The sequence below is a fragment of the Mesorhizobium sophorae genome (genome assembly GCF_002270415.1).
In the GTDB taxonomy this organism is placed as follows: domain Bacteria; phylum Pseudomonadota; class Alphaproteobacteria; order Rhizobiales; family Rhizobiaceae; genus Mesorhizobium; species Mesorhizobium sophorae.
In genome coordinates, this window is record NZ_NNRI01000012.1 from 286258 (window position 1) to 305459 (window position 19202).

19 protein-coding genes are annotated in these 19202 nt (G+C 63.4%); 14 read left to right on the plus strand and 5 right to left on the minus strand.

Annotated elements, in window-relative coordinates:
• Positions 1–14 precede the first annotated feature (14 nt).
• The 3 genes from CGZ66_RS18695 to fabD form a co-directional block, all read right to left on the minus strand.
• Entirely contained in the window at positions 15–251 is a 237-nt protein-coding gene (locus tag CGZ66_RS18695) for an acyl carrier protein (protein ID WP_006203723.1), read from the minus strand.
• Positions 252–463: 212 nt separating this feature from the next.
• On the minus strand, positions 464–1201 hold the full coding sequence (fabG, locus tag CGZ66_RS18700) for a 3-oxoacyl-[acyl-carrier-protein] reductase (RefSeq protein ID WP_095086399.1): 738 nt from the start codon (positions 1199–1201) through the stop codon (positions 464–466).
• A 60-nt stretch (positions 1202–1261) separates the two neighbouring features.
• Entirely contained in the window at positions 1262–2209 is a 948-nt protein-coding gene (gene fabD, locus CGZ66_RS18705; RefSeq protein ID WP_095086402.1) for an ACP S-malonyltransferase, read from the minus strand.
• Between the two features lie 253 nt (positions 2210–2462).
• On the opposite strand from fabD, the gene CGZ66_RS18710 reads away from it, so the two are divergent.
• Positions 2463–4415, plus strand: a complete 1953-nt coding sequence (locus tag CGZ66_RS18710) for an LTA synthase family protein (RefSeq protein WP_095086404.1) — start codon at positions 2463–2465, stop codon at positions 4413–4415.
• A 45-nt stretch (positions 4416–4460) separates the two neighbouring features.
• On the opposite strand, the gene CGZ66_RS18715 is transcribed toward CGZ66_RS18710, so the two are convergent.
• A complete protein-coding gene (locus CGZ66_RS18715) occupies positions 4461–6104 on the minus strand; it encodes a pilus assembly protein (protein ID WP_095086407.1) in 1644 nt (547 codons plus the stop codon).
• A gap of 466 nt (positions 6105–6570) precedes the next feature.
• On the opposite strand from CGZ66_RS18715, the gene rpsF reads away from it, so the two are divergent.
• The 13 genes from rpsF (at position 6571) to CGZ66_RS18780 (ending at position 18631) form a co-directional block, all read left to right on the plus strand.
• Positions 6571–7071 carry a 30S ribosomal protein S6 gene (gene rpsF / locus CGZ66_RS18720; protein WP_023761609.1) on the plus strand — a complete coding sequence of 167 codons (501 nt, stop codon included), beginning with the start codon at positions 6571–6573 and terminating at the stop codon, positions 7069–7071.
• Positions 7071–7319: a 30S ribosomal protein S18 gene (rpsR, locus tag CGZ66_RS18725; protein ID WP_006203718.1), complete on the plus strand. Its 249-nt coding sequence runs from the start codon at positions 7071–7073 to the stop codon at positions 7317–7319. The genes rpsF and rpsR overlap by 1 nt, the downstream gene beginning before the upstream one ends.
• 214 nt (positions 7320–7533) lie before the next feature.
• Positions 7534–8118, plus strand: coding sequence for a 50S ribosomal protein L9 (gene rplI / locus CGZ66_RS18730; RefSeq protein ID WP_095086410.1), 585 nt, complete (start codon positions 7534–7536; stop codon positions 8116–8118).
• Between the two features lie 287 nt (positions 8119–8405).
• Positions 8406–9710, plus strand: a complete 1305-nt coding sequence (locus tag CGZ66_RS18735; protein WP_095086413.1) for a cyclopropane fatty acid synthase — start codon at positions 8406–8408, stop codon at positions 9708–9710.
• A 67-nt stretch (positions 9711–9777) separates the two neighbouring features.
• Complete coding sequence (locus CGZ66_RS18740) at positions 9778–10101, plus strand: YnfA family protein (protein ID WP_095086416.1); 324 nt, start codon at positions 9778–9780, stop codon at positions 10099–10101.
• 2 nt (positions 10102–10103) lie between these two features.
• Positions 10104–11072, plus strand: coding sequence for a small ribosomal subunit Rsm22 family protein (locus CGZ66_RS18745; protein ID WP_095086419.1), 969 nt, complete (start codon positions 10104–10106; stop codon positions 11070–11072).
• A 220-nt stretch (positions 11073–11292) separates the two neighbouring features.
• Positions 11293–12783 (plus strand): replicative DNA helicase, encoded by a 1491-nt coding sequence (locus tag CGZ66_RS18750; protein ID WP_095086422.1) that lies wholly within the window; start codon positions 11293–11295, stop codon positions 12781–12783.
• Between the two features lie 231 nt (positions 12784–13014).
• Entirely contained in the window at positions 13015–14418 is a 1404-nt protein-coding gene (gene radA / locus CGZ66_RS18755; protein ID WP_095086425.1) for a DNA repair protein RadA, read from the plus strand.
• An 84-nt stretch (positions 14419–14502) separates the two neighbouring features.
• Positions 14503–15171 carry a CvpA family protein gene (locus CGZ66_RS18760; RefSeq protein WP_095086428.1) on the plus strand — a complete coding sequence of 223 codons (669 nt, stop codon included), beginning with the start codon at positions 14503–14505 and terminating at the stop codon, positions 15169–15171.
• 104 nt (positions 15172–15275) lie between these two features.
• On the plus strand, positions 15276–16745 hold the full coding sequence (gene purF, locus CGZ66_RS18765) for an amidophosphoribosyltransferase (protein ID WP_095086431.1): 1470 nt from the start codon (positions 15276–15278) through the stop codon (positions 16743–16745).
• Between the two features lie 48 nt (positions 16746–16793).
• Positions 16794–17534 (plus strand): SDR family NAD(P)-dependent oxidoreductase, encoded by a 741-nt coding sequence (locus CGZ66_RS18770; protein WP_095086434.1) that lies wholly within the window; start codon positions 16794–16796, stop codon positions 17532–17534.
• A 79-nt stretch (positions 17535–17613) separates the two neighbouring features.
• On the plus strand, positions 17614–18243 hold the full coding sequence (locus CGZ66_RS18775) for a hypothetical protein (RefSeq protein WP_095086437.1): 630 nt from the start codon (positions 17614–17616) through the stop codon (positions 18241–18243).
• Between the two features lie 169 nt (positions 18244–18412).
• A complete protein-coding gene (locus CGZ66_RS18780) occupies positions 18413–18631 on the plus strand; it encodes a hypothetical protein (RefSeq protein WP_027045347.1) in 219 nt (72 codons plus the stop codon).
• Positions 18632–18650: 19 nt separating this feature from the next.
• On the opposite strand, the gene CGZ66_RS18785 is transcribed toward CGZ66_RS18780, so the two are convergent.
• Complete coding sequence (locus tag CGZ66_RS18785) at positions 18651–19157, minus strand: OsmC family protein (protein WP_095086440.1); 507 nt, start codon at positions 19155–19157, stop codon at positions 18651–18653.
• Positions 19158–19202: the final 45 nt, after the last annotated feature.

A 19202-nucleotide genomic window follows, 5' to 3' on the forward strand; every position in this document is an offset into this window, starting at 1 on the left:
GACTGCGGAAAGCGTCAGGCGGATGCCTTATCGATATACTTCACCGCGTCGCCGACGGTCAGGATGGTCTCGGCCGCATCGTCGGGGATCTCGACGCCGAATTCTTCTTCGAACGCCATGACGAGTTCGACCGTGTCGAGGCTGTCGGCGCCCAGATCATCGATGAAGCTCGCCTGCTCCGTCACTTTGTCGGCATCGACACCAAGGTGCTCGATGACGATCTTTTTGACGCGCTCTGCGGTGTCACTCATTTGGGGCATCCTCGTCTTTTGTTTGTCTGTCTTCGTTAGCGGGCAGAATGCCGCTAATCAAGCTGAAAGATGGTCCTGCCGGAAACGCAACGGCCACGGACCGGTTTTTGCCCGAACCGCCGGGTTGCGGGCCGCATTACACGAAAAATAGCCGAGGTCCAAGCCGAAATGGTCTCTTTTCACAAGCCGGCAACAACTCCGCCGGACCTCGTTCAGATCATCGCCATGCCGCCATTCACATGGATGGTCTGGCCGGTGACGTAGGCGGCTTCGTTGGAGGCGAGATAGGCAACGGCGGATGCGACTTCGGCGCCGGTGCCCATGCGGCGCGTCGGGATCGCCGCCATGATCGCCTCCTTCTGCTTGTCGTTGAGCTTGTCGGTCATCGCCGATTCGATGAAGCCCGGGGCGACGCAGTTGACGGTGATGTTGCGGGTGGCGATCTCCTGCGCCAGCGATTTCGAAAAGCCGATCATGCCGGCCTTGGAGGCGCAGTAGTTGGCCTGGCCGGGATTGCCGGTGACACCGACAACCGAGGTGATGTTGATGATACGGCCGTGACGGCGGCGCATCATGGGATGGGTGAGTTCGCGGGTCAGCCTGAAGACAGCGGTCAGGTTGACCTCGAGCACGGTATCCCAGTCGGCGTCCGACATGCGCACGAACAGCCCGTCCTTGGTGATGCCGGCATTGTTGACCAGGATGTCGACACCTTCGAGATCGGCCTCCGCCTTCTGGCCGAGCGCCTTGACCTCGTCACGGTTCGACAGGTTGGCCGGGAACAGCTTGACCCGATCGCCAAGCTCGGCGGCCAGCGTCTCCAATTTCTCGACCCGTGTGCCATGCAGGCCGACGATGGCGCCTTGCGCATGCAGGACCCTGGCGATCGCCTCGCCAATGCCTCCCGATGCGCCGGTGACGAGTGCCTTGCGGCCAGTCAATTCGAACATTTTTGTCTCCTGATTGAGAAGAGAACACCCTTTGCACGGGCAGGGTCAAATGGCACTAGATTAAACAAGCGTCGCCAGCGCCGCCTCGACATCAGCCGCGGAGCCGACCGACGCGGTGGCGATGTCGCGGTTGATGCGCCGCGCCAGGCCTGAAAGCACCTTTCCGGCACCGATCTCGTAAAGCGTGGCGATGCCGTTTGCGCCGAACCATTCCACTGTCTCGCGCCAGCGCACGCGGGCAATCACCTGCTCGACCAGACGCCGCGCGATCTCGTCCGGATCATTGGTCGGGGTGACGGTGACGTTGGAGACGATGGGAACCACCGGGGCGGCCTTCGCCACGCTGCCCAGAGCCTCGCGCATGATCTCGGCCGCCGGCGTCATCAGCGCGGAGTGGAATGGCGCCGAAACCTGCAGCATCAGCGCCCGCTTGGCGCCCTTTTCCGTGCAAAGTTTCGCCGCCAGCTCCACTGCGCCCTTTGTGCCTGAAATGACCAGTTGGCCGCCGCCATTGTCGTTCGCCACCTGGCAGACAGAGCCAGCCCCTTGGGCAGCCTCGGCGCAGGCGGCTTCTACATCCGCCTGTTCCAACCCGATGATAGCCGCCATGGCGCCCTCGCCGGCCGGCACCGCCGCCTGCATGGCATTGCCCCGGATGCGCAGCAGCCTGGCGGCATCGGCAACCGAAACGAAGCCGGCGGCCGCGAGCGCCGAATATTCGCCCAGCGAATGGCCGGCGACATAGGCGACCTTGTCCTTCAGCGAGAAGCCGCGCGATTCCAGCGCCCTGATCGCGGCCAGCGACACCGCCATCAGCGCCGGCTGGGCATTGGCGGTCAGCGTCAACGTCTCCTCCGGCCCTTCCCAGATCAGCTTCGACAGGTTTTCGCCAAGCGCGTCGTCCACCTCCTGGAAGACCCTGCGCGCCTCGGGAAAGGCAACGGCGAGATCCTTGCCCATGCCGACAGCCTGGCTGCCTTGTCCAGGAAAGGTGAATGCAACGGCCATATGAGGGCTCCCAAGGGCTGGTTTTGCTTGCCCGATAGTCGGGTTTTTCTTGCCTGTGACGCAAGGCAGGCCGCCAAGTCAAGCCCAGTTCGACCCTGGCCGGCGGCACCATCGCCGGCCGAGTGCCTGTTCCGAAAGGCTTTTTGGCGATCACTCCTGATGAAAACCGCTCACGAATCGTTTGCTGGCTCTTCTTATTTCCGCCACAGGCGCTAGCTTTGCGTGACAATTATATGACAATCGAGTGACGAGTTTGTCGCTGGGTGGGGAAGTTAAAGTGGCAAAGAGTTCTAAACGCGTCGGCAAAGCCGCGCCACAGTTCCTGGAAGACGACCCGTCCACCGGCTATCTGCCGGGCAGGACATGGCCGGTCGTGCGCTATGGGCTGGTCAGCCTGGCGATCGCGGCCGTCATGGTGTTTGCGATCGAATTGATCGTGCGCGGCGACTTTGCCGGCACGGTCGCCTTCTTCCTGCAGCCGCTCAAGCCGGGCTGGACCACCATCGTCGTGTTCGCGCTGATCCTGATCGGCCTCGATGCCGTGCTTGGCCGCAGCCACCAGAGCCTGATGATCGTCGCGCCGCTGACCCTTTCCCTTGCCTTCGTCGGCCACCAGAAGTCGCATTATCTCGGCGATCCGCTCTATCCCACCGATTTCCTCTATGCCCGCCAGATCTTCGCGCTGCTGCCGCTCCTGGTGCGCGACCGGCCGATGACCGCGCTCGCCATGGTGGTCGGCATCGTCGCCGGCCTGTCGCTGCTCGTCTATGGCTGGCGGCTATGGCGGCGCAAGGTTCCGGCGCTCAGCCGCAAGGGCCGTCTTGCCCGGCTGACGCTGGCGGTGCCGCTGCTCGCCTTCTTCGTTTCGATCATGGACTACGCCACCTTCTCCTGGACCAGGGACCGGCTGCAGATCATCCCGATCATGTGGGACCAGAAGGAAAACTATGCTTCCAACGGCTTTGCCCTGGCCTTTGCACTCAACGTGCCGATGGCGCATGTCTCGGCGCCGCCAGGCTATTCCGACAAGGCAATCGCGGCGATCGACAGGACCGATGTGACCGCCTCGATGCCGGCCGAGAAGCCCGACATCATCATCGTCATGAGCGAATCCTTCTGGGATCCGACCAAGCTGCCCGGCGTCACCATCACGCCCGACCCGATCCCCAACGTGCGCGCGTTGCGTTCGGGCTCGATGTTCTCGCCCGAATTCGGCGGCATGACCGCCAACATCGAGTTCGAGGCGCTGACCGGCTTTTCCAATGCCTTCCTGCCGGCCGGCAGCATCCCCTATCAGCAATATGTGCGCACGCCGACGCCTTCGCTCGCAACCTTCCTCAAGAGCCAGGGCTACCGGGCGCGCGCCATCCATCCCGGCACCAACTGGTTCTGGAACCGTGGCGCGGTCTACGCTGATTTCGGCTTCAACGATTTCAAATCAGAAGAGACGCTGCCGCCCTTGCAAAAGCGCGGGCCGCTGGCGTCCGATGCGGCGATGACCGACGAGATCATCAGCGAGGCCGACGCCAGCGATGAGCCGGTGTTTTTCTTTGCGGTCAGCCTGCAAAACCACGGCCCCTACGAGCCGAACCGCTATTACAATCCAACCCACACGGTGCAGGCACCGATCAGCCAATGGGCACGCGAATCGCTGCTCAGCTACGCCGAAGGGTCAGCCGACGCCGATCGTGGCCTTGAACGCCTTGTCGAATGGGCGAAGAAACGCTCCCGTCCCACCGTGATCGCCTTCTTCGGCGACCATCTGCCGCCGCTGGGGCCGGTCTATGTCGAAACCGGGTTCCTGAAAGACAATGTCGCGCCGCGCAAGGAACCGACGCCGCAAGCCGCGCTCGAACATCACCAGACGCCGCTGATCATCTGGTCGAACCACTCCGGTCCGGTCGAGAACCTGGGCGCGGTGAGCCCGGCGTTCCTGCCCTATCATATCCTCACCACCGCCGGCATCACCCACCCCTACTACACCGGGTTCCTGGGTGAGATGCGTGAACGCTACCGCGTCGTCGACCGCAATTTGTTGCTGACGCCGACGGGCGAAGCCACGCCAGATTGGTCACGGCAGAAGGAAATCGATCCGACGATCCGCGATTTCCGCCTGCTGCAGTACGACATGATGTTCGGCAAACGCCTCGCGGCGCCGGACTTCTTCCCCGAAACGGTCGACAAAATTGTCGCCCATACGAGTTGAGCCAAACGATCCCGCGAGGCTCGGGCCTGGCGACCCTTCACACGTTCAATCCGTCAATTGCAGCTTCGAGAACTTGTTGGCGATCTGCTGGAATACGTCCGGCAGTTTGGTCGGATCGTTGACGGCATAGTAGCCGCTCGGATCCGAGGCGCACGCGCTGTAAAGCGAGCGGTTGGCGGCGGTGTCGGATTGCAGCATGGTGTAGATTTGCACGCCCTCGTTCTTCAACTGCGTGCAAACGCTTTTGGTCCAGCCGTCGACATTGCGCGCCGCGGTCGCCTGACTGTCCGACCCGAAACGGCCACCTGCGAGATAGCCATAGGATGTGTAGTCGGACTTCGTCGGCTGTTCGCTGGCGCCATAGACGACGTTCTCGCCGTCGGTGAGCAACAGCACGATCTTGCTGACGCCGGGCGTCTTCCACGCCGCTCCGTCCGTGTAGGGCGCGGCGGGCGACAGCACCCGCATGCCCCACGACAGGCCCTCGGAGACATTGGTGCCTGAACCGTTCCACTCGGTCATCTGGCTTGCTGCCTTGCGCAGCTTGTCGAAATCGTCGGTCAGCGGGACGACGGGTGTGGGGCAAGCGCGGTTCGGGCCAACGGTGACGGGGGTGCCTGTCTCGGTGATGAACTCCTTGGCGGGCGCAACATATTTGGCGACCTTTTCCTTGGCGCTCGTACCGGGCGACAACAAATCGCCGAGCAGATCGTTGAGATCGATGCCGAGAAGGTTGCCCTTCTGCTTGGCGAGCTTGGTCTTGTCGCTGACGTCGTCGAGATAGGAATTGTTGTAGTATTTATCCGAATTGCCATAGGAGGCAGACGGCTTCTGCGCAACTTCGGGATCGTCCGGCGCAAAATACGGAACAAACAGCGTGTCGGGCTCGTCCGGGTCGGGTGGGGTGTCGGAAATGTTGTAGGCGCCCGGCCGCGCCTCGACGCAGCCCTTCCATCCGGTGTTGTTCCATCCGGGCTCGGTCCATCCGGTCTGCTTGAGCTGCTTGAAAAGCGCCATATGGTTGGGACGCTTGCCGTCGATGACCGGAAAATTGACGCCGTTGGTGGAGGACTTGCCGTCCATGTCGATCCAGGACGGGTCGAATTCATCGCCATCGACGTTGACGGCCGTGACGAACGGAACCAGCGAGGCGCGGATCTGGCGCGTCGGCGATTTTGTCGCCTCGAGCGTGTCGAGCAATGATTTGGTCGCCGTCCTCAACGCCGTCATGCGCGCCCCGGCCATGGAGCCGGTGTTGTCCAGCACCAGCACGACTTCGAGCTGGTTGTTCGATTCGACGGCGGAGGCATCGACCTCGATGTGCTTTTCCTTGCCGAACAGGAAGGCAAAGTTGAGAGTGACGTCGGCTGAGGCAACCGCCTTCGTCTTGACGAAATTGACGCCTTTGTCGACCGTCAACGTCGCCTTCGCATTGCCGAGTTCGCCATGGCCGGCGATGTTAGCCTGGAAATAGCGATCAAAGGCGTCATTGCGGGTGATATCGAGATCGCCCAGATGCGAAGAGGCAAGGTTTGCCGCATCGAGGGCATTCTGCAGGTTGCCCTTGGCCCGCATCAGGGTGGAGACATCGGTTGCGAAGGCGACAGCCGTGAGGATGGCCGGCAACCCCAGCCCCAGCACAAGCGAAAAATTGCCGCTCGTCGAGCGCCAGAACTTGTTAAGAAGCATCCTTACCCCCCGGAAATGCTTGCCGCTTTTGTGCGCGGATTGGCCTGGCTTCTGCGCCTTCTTTGATGAATCGAGCGTTGACTGCAGGATCTCAACTCCACACAACCTGACATTGTGGTTAAGGCCCGGTTGCCGGAAACCACGAAGCCTTGCCATTGTTGCTGCTTGATTTTTCCGCCCTGCGACACAAGGGAATGCCGCTTGCGCTTGCGTTGTGGGCGGATTGCTGTATAGACGCCCCCAATCTGCCGGTCCCAGCTGGGGGCTGAACGGAGGGCCGGAGGTTTTTTCGAAAACCTTCGTGTGAAGACAGAAGTGCTTCCGCCTCCCGTGTCTCCGCTCTCGACCGTCTCGTCATGCTCCTTTCTTCCCCGCCCCCTTTTACCGGGAACAGCGGGTCAGAGAAGTTGCAGAGGCTTTTGCCGCCGGGAACCGGGAGAGAAACGAAGAAAGGCACTGATACACTATGGCTCTTTACGAACATGTGTTTCTTGCCCGGCAAGACCTCTCGCAGCAGCAGGTCGATGCGCTTGTCGAACAGTACAAGGGCGTCATCTCCGCAAATGGCGGGTCCGTCGGCCGGGTCGAGAACTGGGGACTGAAGTCCCTCACCTACCGGGTCAACAAGAACCGGAAGGCTTACTACACTCTGATGGACCTGAACTGCCCGCCGGCCGCGCTCAACGAGATGGAGCGCCAGATGGGCCTGTCCGAAGACGTGCTGCGTTTCCTGACCATCAAGGTCGAGGCGCATGAGGAAGGCCCGTCGGCCATGATGCAGAAGCGCGAAGAGCGCTCGGAACGCGGTGGCTTCGGCGACCGTGACCGTGGCGATCGTGGTCCGCGCTCGTTCGGCGACCGTGATCGCGGCGACCGTGGCGATCGTCCGCCGCGCTCGTTCGGCGACGCCGGTGCCGATCGTGGTCCGCGCCGTCCGCGCGAAGGCTTTGAAGGGGGTGCAGAATAATGGTCGACATCAACCAGATCCCGACCCGGCGCCCGTTCCATCGCCGCCGCAAGACCTGCCCGTTCTCCGGCGCCAACGCCCCCAAGATCGACTACAAGGACGTGCGTCTGCTGCAGCGCTACATTTCCGAGCGCGGCAAGATCGTGCCGTCGCGCATCACAGCCGTCAGCCAGAAGAAGCAGCGCGAACTCGCCAAGGCGATCAAGCGCGCCCGCTTCCTCGGCCTGCTGCCCTACGTGGTTCGCTAAGACTTTCGAGCGGGCGGCTTGCCGCCCGCTTTTTTCACCTCGGCGACGGGCGCCGCGGATCGCATTCAAATCCCGAGTTGAGGTCAAACCTCTAACTGCCTGAACGGGCAGGACAGCGACACCGGCGCCAAGGCGCGCCCCAAGCTTCCTGACCTGTTCCCAAGACATTCGGCGTCGATCCCTACGATTGGCGCCCAACCAAAGGAACACAACCATGGAAGTCATTCTTCTCGAACGCGTTTCCCGCCTCGGCCAGATGGGCGATACCGTCAAGGTCAAGGACGGCTTTGCCCGTAACTTCCTGCTGCCGCAGGGCAAGGCGCTGCGCGCCAACGAAGCCAACAAGAAGAAGTTCGAAGGCCAGCGCGCCCAACTCGAAGCCCGCAACCTCGAGCGCAAGTCGGAAGCCAGCCAGGTCGCCGAAAAGCTCGACGGCAAGAGCTTCATCGCCGTGCGTTCGGCTGGCGAAACCGGCCAGCTCTACGGCTCGGTGTCGACCCGCGACATCGCGGATCTGCTGACGGCGGAAGGCTTCACGGTCAACCGCAACCAGATCCTGCTCAACCAGCCGATCAAGACCATCGGCCTCACCAATGTGGCGATCGCGCTGCATCCGGAAGTCGAAGTCACGATCACGCTCAACATCGCCCGCACGGCCGACGAAGCCGAACGCCAGGCCAAGGGCGAGACGCTGACCACTGCCGAAGCCATCTATGGCGACGACATCAACGACAATGCGCGGCCGGAAAACTTCTTCGACCCGAACACCGAGTTCGAAGGCGGCGAAGACAACGCCTGACGATTTGAGTTGCCGGTACGCCCTTCCGGGCGTGCCGCACTCAGCTTTGATCCCAGTTGGCCTCAGCCATACTGGACCAATGCCCGGGTCTCTCGCCCGGGCATTTTTGTGCCAAATGGAACTTTTCGAACCCCTATATATTGATGCAGACTACAAGCGTCGCGCGTCCTTTGGCCGCGCTAAGGACGCTGTGAAACTTTGGTTTGGCGCACGATCCCTTTCCCGAAAGTCGATTTCGATTTTCGGGGTCGTGGGCCGAGACAGCCTGTCTGAGGGGACATTTGGTCATGAATATTCTGCTGAAGCGCGTTCTCGACCGCCTGGTGCGCACCGGCAATCTCAAGGTAACCGGCCCCAAGGGCGCTGCGGTGGTGTTCGGCGACGGCAGCGGCGAGCCGGTGCACATGCACATCAAGACCGCGCATGCCGAGCGGGCCATCACCTTCGATCCGATGCTGGCGGTGCCGGAAGCCTACATGGACGGCGAGCTCGACATTCTCGAAGGCGGCGTGCTGGGTGTGATGCGCATCGCCTTCCAGAACATGGGCAGCGGCGGCATCGACGCCACATGGTCGAAAGCCATCGAAGGCCTGCGTCATGCCTTCCGCCGCCTGCAGCAGATCAACACCGCCTCGCGCTCGCGCCGCAACGTGCAGCGCCACTACGACCTGTCAGGCGACCTCTACCGGCTCTTCCTCGACGACGACATGCAGTATTCCTGCGCCTATTTCGAGCAGCCGGACATGACGCTCGACGAAGCGCAGGCTGCCAAGAAACGCCACATCGCCGCCAAGCTCAGGCTGAAAGCCGGCCAGACGGTGCTCGACATCGGGTCCGGCTGGGGCGGGCTCAGCCTCTATCTCGCCAAGGCGTTCGACGTCGACGTGCAAGGCGTGACGCTGTCGACCGAACAGCATGGCGTCGCCACCGACCGCGCGCACGCGCAAGGGTTGGAAAGCCGCGTGCATTTCGAGCTCAAGGACTACCGCGAGCTCAACGAGCGTTTCGACCGCATCGTCTCGGTCGGCATGTTCGAACATGTCGGCGTCAACCATTACCGGACCTTCTTCGACAAGTCGGCGACACTGCTCAAGCCGGATGGCGTTATGCTGTTGCACACGATCGGCCGCTCCGGCGTGCCGTGGGCGACCACCGCCTTCGTCCGCAAATACATCTTCCCGGGCGGCTATGTCCCTGCGCTCTCCGAAGTCATGCCGGCGATCGAGAAGTCGGGGCTGGTCGTCACCGACATCGAAATCCTGCGGCTGCATTATGCCGACACGCTGAAGCACTGGGGCGAGCGCTTCGCCGCCAACCGCGACAAGGCCAAGGCGATCTACGACGAGCGCTTCTGCCGCATGTGGGAGTTCTACCTGGCCGCCTCGGAAGCCGCTTTCCGCTGGCAAGATCTGGTGATCTTCCAGATCCAGATCGCCAAGAAGAACGACACCTTGCCGACGACGCGCGAGTACATGGCCAAATGCGAGAAGGCGCTTGAGATGCGCGATATGGGTCACCTTGAAACGGATCCCATCGAGAAAAGCCCGGTAGCCAAGGCAACTCGCCGCCGCAAGGTCGCGGACCAGAAATAGCATTGCGGCTTGCCATTGCCGGCGCCTGCACTGAAAAAGGTCCAGTGATCGCCACCGGACCTTTTTCATGACCTATGTTCTCTATGTCGCTGCTGCCCTGGCCGAGATCGCAGGCTGCTTTTCGTTCTGGGCGTGGTGGCGGCTGGAGAAGTCGCCGCTGTGGCTGCTCCCCGGTCTCGCCTCGCTCGCTCTGCTCGGCTTCCTGCTGGCGCTGGTCGATGCCAATGCCGCCGGCCGAGCCTACGCCGCCTATGGCGGCATCTACATCGCGGCGTCGCTTGGCTGGCTGTGGCTGGCGGAGGGCGTGCGCCCCGACCGCTGGGACCTCGCAGGAGCTGCGCTCTGCATTGTCGGCGCCTCGGTGATCCTCGTCGCGCCACGCGGAGCCTGAGCATGGAGTTACCGGCCCCACTTCGCCAGGGTGTCGAGCGTCTGCTCGAGAACGTTCCGCTGGCGACACTCAAGCAGGCGGCAAAAACGCTGTCCGACCGGTACCGCGCCGAACTGCGCGATGGTCGGCTGCATATGGCTGAGAACCTGGCCGTACAAGCCTACCTGGCGACGCGGCTGCCGGCGACCTACGCCGCCGTCCGCGCCAGCCTCGATGCGCTGGGCTACGCCAGGCCCGGCTTTCGACCCAAGAGCCTGCTCGATGTCGGTGCCGGCCCTGGTACGGTGCTTTGGGCCACGACCGACCTGTGGCCCGATCTCGAACAGGCGGTGCTGTTCGAAGCCAGCGCCGCGGCGCGCAGGGTCGGCGAGACGCTTGCCGCCGGCGCGATTGCCGCCCGAACCAGATGGCTGGCCGGCGACGCCACCATCGACCTTGCCGACATCGAGCCGGCCGATCTGGTCACTTGCGCCTATGTGCTCGACGAAATTGTCCCTGCTTCCCTGCCAAAGCTTATCGGTCGGCTGTGGCAACTCACCGACGATACGCTGCTGGTCGTCGAGCCGGGCACGCCGGCCGGATGGCAGCGCATCCTTGCCGTGCGCCGGCAGCTGATCGAGGCGGGCGCGTATGTACTTGCGCCCTGCCCGCATCAGGCGCCCTGCCCGCTCGCCCCGCCCGACTGGTGCCATTTTTCCCGCCGCGTCGCCCGCTCGCGCCTGCACCGGCTGGCCAAGGATGCCGACGTGCCATGGGAAGACGAGAAGTTCATCTATGTCGCCGCTTCGCGACAGCCTGCTCCTTCCCTTCGGGCACGGGTCATCGCGCCACCAAAATCAGGATCCGGCAAGGTGTTGCTGAAACTTTGCGAGAGCAATGGCAGTGCCGGCGAAAGGCTCTTCACCAAGCGCGACGGCGAGACGTTCAAGGCAGCGCGGCGGTCGGACTGGGGCGACGTTCTGGAGATTTGACCGGCACAATTGTTCTTGCTTCGTTCTTGTTTTTCGTGTAGATTGTTCTTCTGCCGAGTCAACAGAAATCGGGGGACGGGAATTCTGTCCTGTGGACGATTTGTTGTTCCTGTGAACAAGCGAACATTGATGTTGGTTGGCATCGGCACTGTTGCAGATAAGTCAGCACTGACTTTTGTCATTCTGGTATCGAAGAGCCGGGATCGAAATCGGGGATATCATGGCAGAGGCAGCGCGAAAATTCGGCGTCGCGGAAACACCGCTTTATCGTGAAGCGCCAAACAACATTGAGGCCGAGCAGGCGCTGCTCGGCGCCATCCTGGTCAACAACGATGCCTTCTACCGCGTCTCGGACTTCCTGAAGGCCGGCCATTTCTACGAGCCGTTGCACCGCAAGATCTATGAGGTGGCGTCCGAGTTCATCCGCATGGGCAAGGTGGCGACGCCGATCACGCTGAAAACCTTCCTGCCGGCCGACGAGAAGGTCGGCGACATGACGATGGCGCAATATGTCGTGCGGCTGGCGGTGGAAGCCGTCACCGTCGTCAACGCCACCGACTATGGCCGCGCCATCTATGACCTTGCGACGCGTCGCGCGCTGATCACCGTCGGCGAGGACATGGTCAACATTGCCTATGACGCGCCGGTCGACATGGCGCCCACCGAACAGATCGAGGATGCTGAGCGGCGGCTGTTCGAGCTGGCCGAAAACGGCCGCTACGATGGTGGGTTCGAAAGTTTTTCCGATGCGTTGAAGAACGCCGTAGACATGGCCAGTGCCGCCTATATGCGCGATGGGCACCTGTCCGGCATTGCCACCGGCCTGCGCGATCTCGACCACCGCATGGGCGGCCTGCAGCCGTCGGATTTGATCATCATCGCCGGCCGTCCGGGCATGGGCAAGACGTCGCTGGCCACCAACATCGCCTACAACATCGCTGCCGCCTATGAGCCTGCCCAGCAGGCGGACGGCTCCGTCAAGGCGGCCAATGGCGGCGTCGTCGGCTTCTTCTCGCTCGAAATGTCGTCGGAGCAATTGGCCACCCGCATCATTTCCGAGCAGACCGAAATCCCATCATCGAAAATCAGGCGCGGCGACCTGACAGAAGCCGATTTCGGCAAGCTTGTTGCCTACACGCAGGAGAACCACAAGCGCCCGCTCTACATCGACCAGACGGGCGGTATCTCGATTGCCCAGCTTGCGGCTCGCGCCCGCCGCCTCAAGCGCCAGCGCGGGCTGGATCTAATGGTCATCGACTATATCCAGCTCATGCAGGGTTCGTCCGCCAAGGCGTCGCAGAACCGCGTCCAGGAAATCACCGAGATCACCACCGGACTGAAGGCGCTCGGCAAGGAGCTTGGCGTGCCGATCATCGCGCTCTCACAGCTCTCGCGTCAGGTCGAAAGCCGCGACGACAAGCACCCTCAGCTGTCGGACTTGCGCGAATCGGGTTCGATCGAGCAGGACGCCGACGTGGTGCTGTTTGTGTACCGCGAGGAATATTACATCAAAAACAAGGAGCCCGAGAAAGGCACGCCCGAGCACCTCGCCTGGGAAACAAAGATGGTCGAGGTCCAGGGCAAGGCCGAAGTGATCATCGCCAAGCAGCGCCATGGACCGACCGGCACTGTCAGCCTTGCCTTCCAGGGCGAGTTCACCCGCTTCTCCGACCTCGCCGAAGAGCATCATTTGCCGGAAAGATTCGAGTGAGTTTTTGATCTACCCTCGCATTCCGTCACACCCCCCTCTGCCCTGCCGGGCATCTCCCCCGCAAGGGGGGAGATCGGCAGTTTCATTTGCGGCGCCCTCTCTTCAACCTGGGCGATTGGCGAAGACTGTGATGACATCCAATCTCCCCCCTTGCGGGGGAGATGTCCGGCAGGACAGAGGGGTGTGGGCAGGATCGCCAACTCCCGATTACTTCCAGGCAGCGTCCAACTGATGGCCAAATCGCGGGTTCAGTTCATCTGCCAGAATTGCGGATCGGTGCACCAGCGCTGGGCCGGCAAATGCGATGCCTGCGGCGAGTGGAACACGCTGGTCGAGGAAGGCACGTCCGGCGGCATCGGCTCAGGGCCGGCCAACACGCGCAACGCCCGCAAGGGTCGCGCGGTGGTGCTGACAACGCTGTCGGGCGACATCGAGGACGCGCCGCGCATCATCTCGGGCATCGGCGAACTCGATCGCGCCACCGGCGGCGGCTTCGTGCGCGGCTCGGCGCTGCTGGTCGGCGGCGATCCCGGCATCGGCAAGTCGACGCTTTTGACCCAGGCCGCGGCTGCACTCGCGTCAAAAGGCCACCGCGTCGTCTACGTCTCGGGCGAAGAGGCCGTCGCGCAGATCAGGCTGCGGGCGCAGCGGCTCGGTGTTGCCGCCACGCCGGTGGAACTTGCCGCCGAGACCAATGTCGAGGACATCCTCGCCACCATCGCCGACGGCAAGCGGCCGGACCTGGTGATCCTCGATTCGATCCAGACGCTGTGGACCGACCTTGCCGATTCGGCGCCAGGCACCGTCACCCAGGTGCGCGCCGCCGCCCAGGCGATGATCCGCTATGCGAAATCCACGGGTGCGGCGATCGTCCTGGTCGGCCATGTCACCAAGGAAGGCCAGATCGCCGGGCCGCGCGTCGTCGAGCATATGGTCGACGCCGTGCTCTACTTCGAGGGCGAAGGCGGCCACCATTTCCGCATCCTGCGCACGGTGAAGAACCGTTTTGGGCCGACCGACGAGATCGGCGTCTTCGAAATGTCGGACAAGGGCCTGCGCGAGGTCGCCAACCCGTCCGAGCTTTTTCTCGGCGAGCGCCACGCGAAATCACCGGGTGCAGCGGTTTTCGCCGGCATGGAGGGCACAAGGCCTGTGCTGGTGGAGATCCAGGCGCTGGTCGCCCCCTCCTCGCTCGGCACGCCGCGCCGCGCGGTCGTCGGCTGGGACGGCGCCCGGCTGTCGATGATCCTGGCGGTTCTGGAAGCCCATTGCGGCGTGCGCTTCGGGAGCCACGATGTCTATCTCAACGTCGCCGGCGGCTATCGCATTTCGGAGCCCGCAGCCGACCTGGCGGTGGCGGCGGCCCTGGTTTCCTCGCTCACCGGTCTTGCCCTTCCCGCCGATTGCGTCTATTTCGGCGAAATCAGCCTTTCGGGCGCCGTGAGGCCGGTTGCGCATGCGCAACAGCGCCTCAAGGAAGCCGAAAAGCTGGGTTTTGGAAGCGCGGTTCTGCCCTTGGGCAGCGAGGAACTTGCCGGGGGGATCGGGGCCGGCGCTTTCCAGCCGACCGAGCTTGCCGACCTCGTGGCACGCATAGCCGGCACACGCCGAAGCCGCGTGGACGAGCAGGACTAGAGCATCGGACCCAAAACTGGAAACCGGTTTGGGAAAACCCGATGCTCCGCGCTATAATGCGGCTCATGGAGTGGGGCGAAAGACATGCCGATTACGCTGCTTGACGGAATTCTCGTCGGCTTCACCCTGGTCTCGGCGATGCTCGCCATGGTTCGCGGCTTCTCGCGCGAAATCCTGTCCGTCGTCTCCTGGGCAGCGGCAGCAGCGGCGGCGTTCTTCTTCTACAAGCCGGTGCTGCCTTACCTCAAGCCTTACATCGACAACGAAAAGATCGCCATGGCGGCCGCCGCCAGCATCGTCTTCGTCATCGCGCTGATCGTCGTCTCGGTCATCACAATGAAGCTCGCCGACTGGATCATCGATTCCAGGATCGGCGCTCTCGACCGCACGCTCGGCTTTCTCTACGGCGCGGCGCGCGGCATTCTGGTCGTTGCCGTCGCGCTGCTGTTCTTCAACTGGCTGGCTGGCGCCAAGGCACCGGCCTGGGTCACGGATGCCAAGTCGCGGCCGTTGCTGGAGCAGATCGGCGCCAAGCTCGAAAGCCTGCTGCCCGAGGATCCGGAAAACGCCATCCTCAAGAAACTCAATCCGAATCAGCCGGCGGCTGAGACGCCCGCTGCTCCGGACGCACCGGCTGCGGATGCCCCGGCGGGTGGCGAGGATGCCAACACGCCCGCTCCCGACGATGACGCCGCAGCACCGCCCGCGGAGAACGCTCCGGCCAATCCAGCGCCGGCTGCACCGGCAAACTGACGCCCGGAACGGGCGCCGGAAACTGACGATGGTGTGAACGGCTGCACGGGCGCGTTGCTTTCGACGCGAACCCGCACTATATGGCGATTTTAGCGGAGCTTAAGATGGCAGACGCAGACGACGTGCTTTCCGCCGAGGCCGACGACCATTTCCACGACGAATGCGGCGTGTTCGGCATTTTCGGCCGGCAGGATGCGGCGGCCATCGTCACACTTGGCCTGCATGCGCTGCAGCATCGCGGCCAGGAAGCGGCCGGCATCGTTTCCTATGACGGCACCCAGTTCCATGTCGAACGCCATGTCGGCCTGATCGGCGACACCTTCACCAAGCAGCGCGTCATCGACAGCTTGCAAGGCAACCGCGCCATCGGCCATACGCGCTACGCCACGACAGGCGGCGCCGGCATGCGCAACATCCAACCGTTCTTCGCCGAACTGGCCGATGGCGGCTTTGCCGTCGCCCACAACGGCAATTTGACCAATGCCATGACCGTGCAGCGGGCGCTGCAGAAGCAAGGCGCGATCTTCTCCTCCACCTCCGACACCGAGACGCTGCTGCACCTCGTCGCCACCAGCAAGGAGCGCGATTTGAACTCGCGTTTCATCGACGCGGTGCGCCAGGTCGAGGGCGCCTTCTCGCTGGTTGCGATGACATCCAAGAAAATGATCGGCTGCCGCGATCCGCTCGGTATTCGGCCGCTGGTGCTCGGCGATCTCGACGGCGCCTGGATCCTGGCGTCGGAAACTTGCGCGCTCGACATCATCGGCGCGCGATTCGTGCGCGATCTCAAGCCCGGCGAGATGGTTGTCGTCACATCCAAGGGCATTGAAAGCCTGTTCCCGTTCGAGCCACAGAAGACCCGCTTCTGCATCTTCGAATATGTCTACTTCGCCCGGCCGGATTCCTCGGTCGAGGGCCGCAACGTCTATGAGGTGCGCAAGCGCATTGGCGCCGAACTGGCGCAGGAAAGCCCGGTCGAGGCCGACATCGTCGTGCCGGTGCCGGATTCCGGCACGCCGGCGGCGATCGGCTTTTCGCAAGCCGCCGGTATTCCCTTCGAGCTCGGCATCATCCGCAACCACTATGTCGGCCGGACCTTCATCCAGCCGGGCGATTCGATCCGCCACATGGGCGTCAAGCTGAAGCACAACGCCAACCGCCGCATGATCGAGGGCAAGCGCGTGGTGCTGGTCGACGACAGCATCGTGCGCGGCACCACCAGCCAGAAGATCGTGCAGATGGTGCGCGATGCCGGCGCCAGGGAAGTGCATATGCGCATCGCCTCGCCGCCGACGCGCGCCTCCTGCTTCTACGGCGTCGACACGCCGGAAAAATCGAAGCTTCTGGCATCGCGGATGTCGGTGGAAGAAATGGCCGAGTTCATCCGGGTCGATTCGCTCGGCTTCCTCACCATTGATGGCCTCTATCGCGCCGTCGGCGAGGCCAGCCGCGACAACGACCAGCCGCAGTTCTGCGATGCCTGCTTCACCGGCCAGTATCCGACCCGCCTGCTCGACTTCGAAGGCCACGACAATGTGCGCACGCTGTCGCTGCTGGCGACGAGCGGGTCGTAGGATTGCCGCACCGTCATCCGCGTTCGTGAAATTCCCGGAATCCATAGCATGACCCTCGACCTTACCGGCCGCGTTGCGGTCGTCACCGGCGCCTCGCGCGGCATCGGCTATTTCATCGCCAAGGAACTGGCTGCAGCCGGCGCGCATGTGATCGCGGTAGCGCGTACTGTCGGCGGGCTGGAAGAGCTCGACGACCAGATCAAGGCGGCCGGCGGCCAGGCGACGCTGGTGCCGCTCGACCTCGCCGACATGGCCGGCATCGACCGGCTGGGCGGGGCCATCCATGAGCGCTGGGGCAAGCTCGACATTCTCGTTGCCAATGCCGGCGTGCTCGGCGTCATCTCGCCGATCGGCCATGTCGAGGCGAAAACGTTCGAGAAGGTGATGACCATCAACGTCACCTCGACTTGGCGGCTGATCCGCTCGGTCGACCCGCTGCTGCGGCTCTCCGACGCCGGCCGCGCGATTTTGCTGTCCGCGAATTCGGCCCACTCGGCGCGCGCCTTCTGGGCGCCCTACGCGGCGTCCAAAGCGGCGGTCGAGACGATGATGCGCTCCTGGGCGCATGAGACGCAAAGCCTGCCGCTCAGGGTCAACGCCGCCGACCCAGGCCCCACCCGCACCGCGATGCGCGCCCAGGCTGTACCCGGCGAGGATCCGGCAACACTGCCCCACCCCTCGGAGGTCGCCAAACTTATCGTGCCGCTGGCCAGTCCTGACCTGAAAGAGACCGGACTGATCTTCCAGGCCAAGCACAACCGCTTTGTCGCCTATCGCCAGCCGGAATAGCTGCTTTTTGCCGGAAGATTCTCGGCACCGCCGACGTTCTTCGAATGTCAGACATTCGAAACCTGAACGGAGGACCACCATGCGCAGACTGCTTCTCGCCACCGCCGCCGCCCTGATCGCGGCCACGGGCGCCGCCTATTCGCAAGACGCAAAGATGAGCTTCTTCGTCACCAGCGTTGGCTCCGGCAAGGGTGCCGACCTCGGCGGCCTCAAGGGTGCGGACGCGCATTGCGCCTCGCTGGCGGAAGCCGCCGGCGTGACCGGCAAGAGCTGGGCCGCCTATCTGTCGACCAGCGACACCGATGCGCGCGACCGCATCGGCAAGGGGCCGTGGGTGAACGCCAAGGGTGTGAAGATCGCCGACGATGTCGCCTCATTGCACGGCGACGCCAATGGCATCACCAAGCAGACGGCGCTGAACGAGAAGGGCGAAGTGGTCAACGGCCGTGGCGACAAGCCAAACCGCCACGACATGCTGACCGGCTCCAAACCCGATGGCACGAAGATCGCCGACCAGACCTGCGGCGACTGGACGATGAGCGGAGCGGAAGGTGCGGCGATGATGGGCCATCACGACCGCACCGGCCTCGACGATTCGGCGGCCGCCAAATCCTGGAACTCCTCGCATGCCTCGCGTGGCGGCTGCAGCCAGGAGGCGCTGAAGGGCACCGGCGGTGACGGCCTGTTCTATTGTTTTGCCACCAACTAAGCCCGCCTGGGTTTATATCTGAGCCCAGATCCGCCATCGCATCACGCGGCTGTGATGTCCATGGCGGAAGGCTGCGCGGCGGTCATGCTTTCGTCATTTCGGCGGAGTTGATAGGATCGCAGCGACTCCCGCAACAAGCGCCCCAATTGGGCAGAACAAGGACATCCCCATGGCAACGACCGCAGCGTTGGTCTGGTATCTGGTAATCGCCGGCCCGCAGGGCGGCATGGTCGTGCTGCCCAGCACATTCGACAAGCGCGAACAGTGCACCGCCGCCATCACCGAATATCAGAAGCAGCCGACACCGACCGGCTGGTCGGTGCAATGCGTGCCGAGCGCCTCGCCCTTCACCGACGAGGGCGACGCCGAAGAGCCGGCAGCGCAGTAAGCATCCGGCGCACGGCGTTTCAGCGCCGTGCGCTCACCGTCAGCTGCGGCTTCTGGTTGATGGTCTGAAACACCACGCAATAGCGCTCGGTCAGCTTCAGCAGGGAGTCTACCCGCTCCTGCGGCTCGTCGGTATCGAGATCGAAATTGAGCCGGATGGCGCGAAAGCCGACCGGCGCATCCCTGGCGACACCGAGCGTGCCGCGAAAATCGAGGTCGCCTTCGGCTTCCACCGTGGCAGCGCCCAGCTTGAACTCCAGCGCCGTCGCCACCGCCTTCAGCGTCACCCCGGCGCAGGCCACCAGCGCCTCCAGCAGCATGTCGCCCGAGCAGAGCTCGAGCCCCGAGCCACCGGTTGCCGGATGCAATCCGGCGATCGCGATCGCCCTGCCCGTCTCCACCTTGCAGGCAACCGACTGGTCGTCGATCGACCCTTTGGCGCGAAGCGTGATCAGCGCCTGCGCAGCGTCGTCGCGATAGGCCTGCTTCAGTGGCGCCTGCATCGCCTTCAGTTCGGTCGCATCCATGTTCGTTCCTTCGCTCTCCGTGGCCGGCCAGCGGTGTGGCTTTGT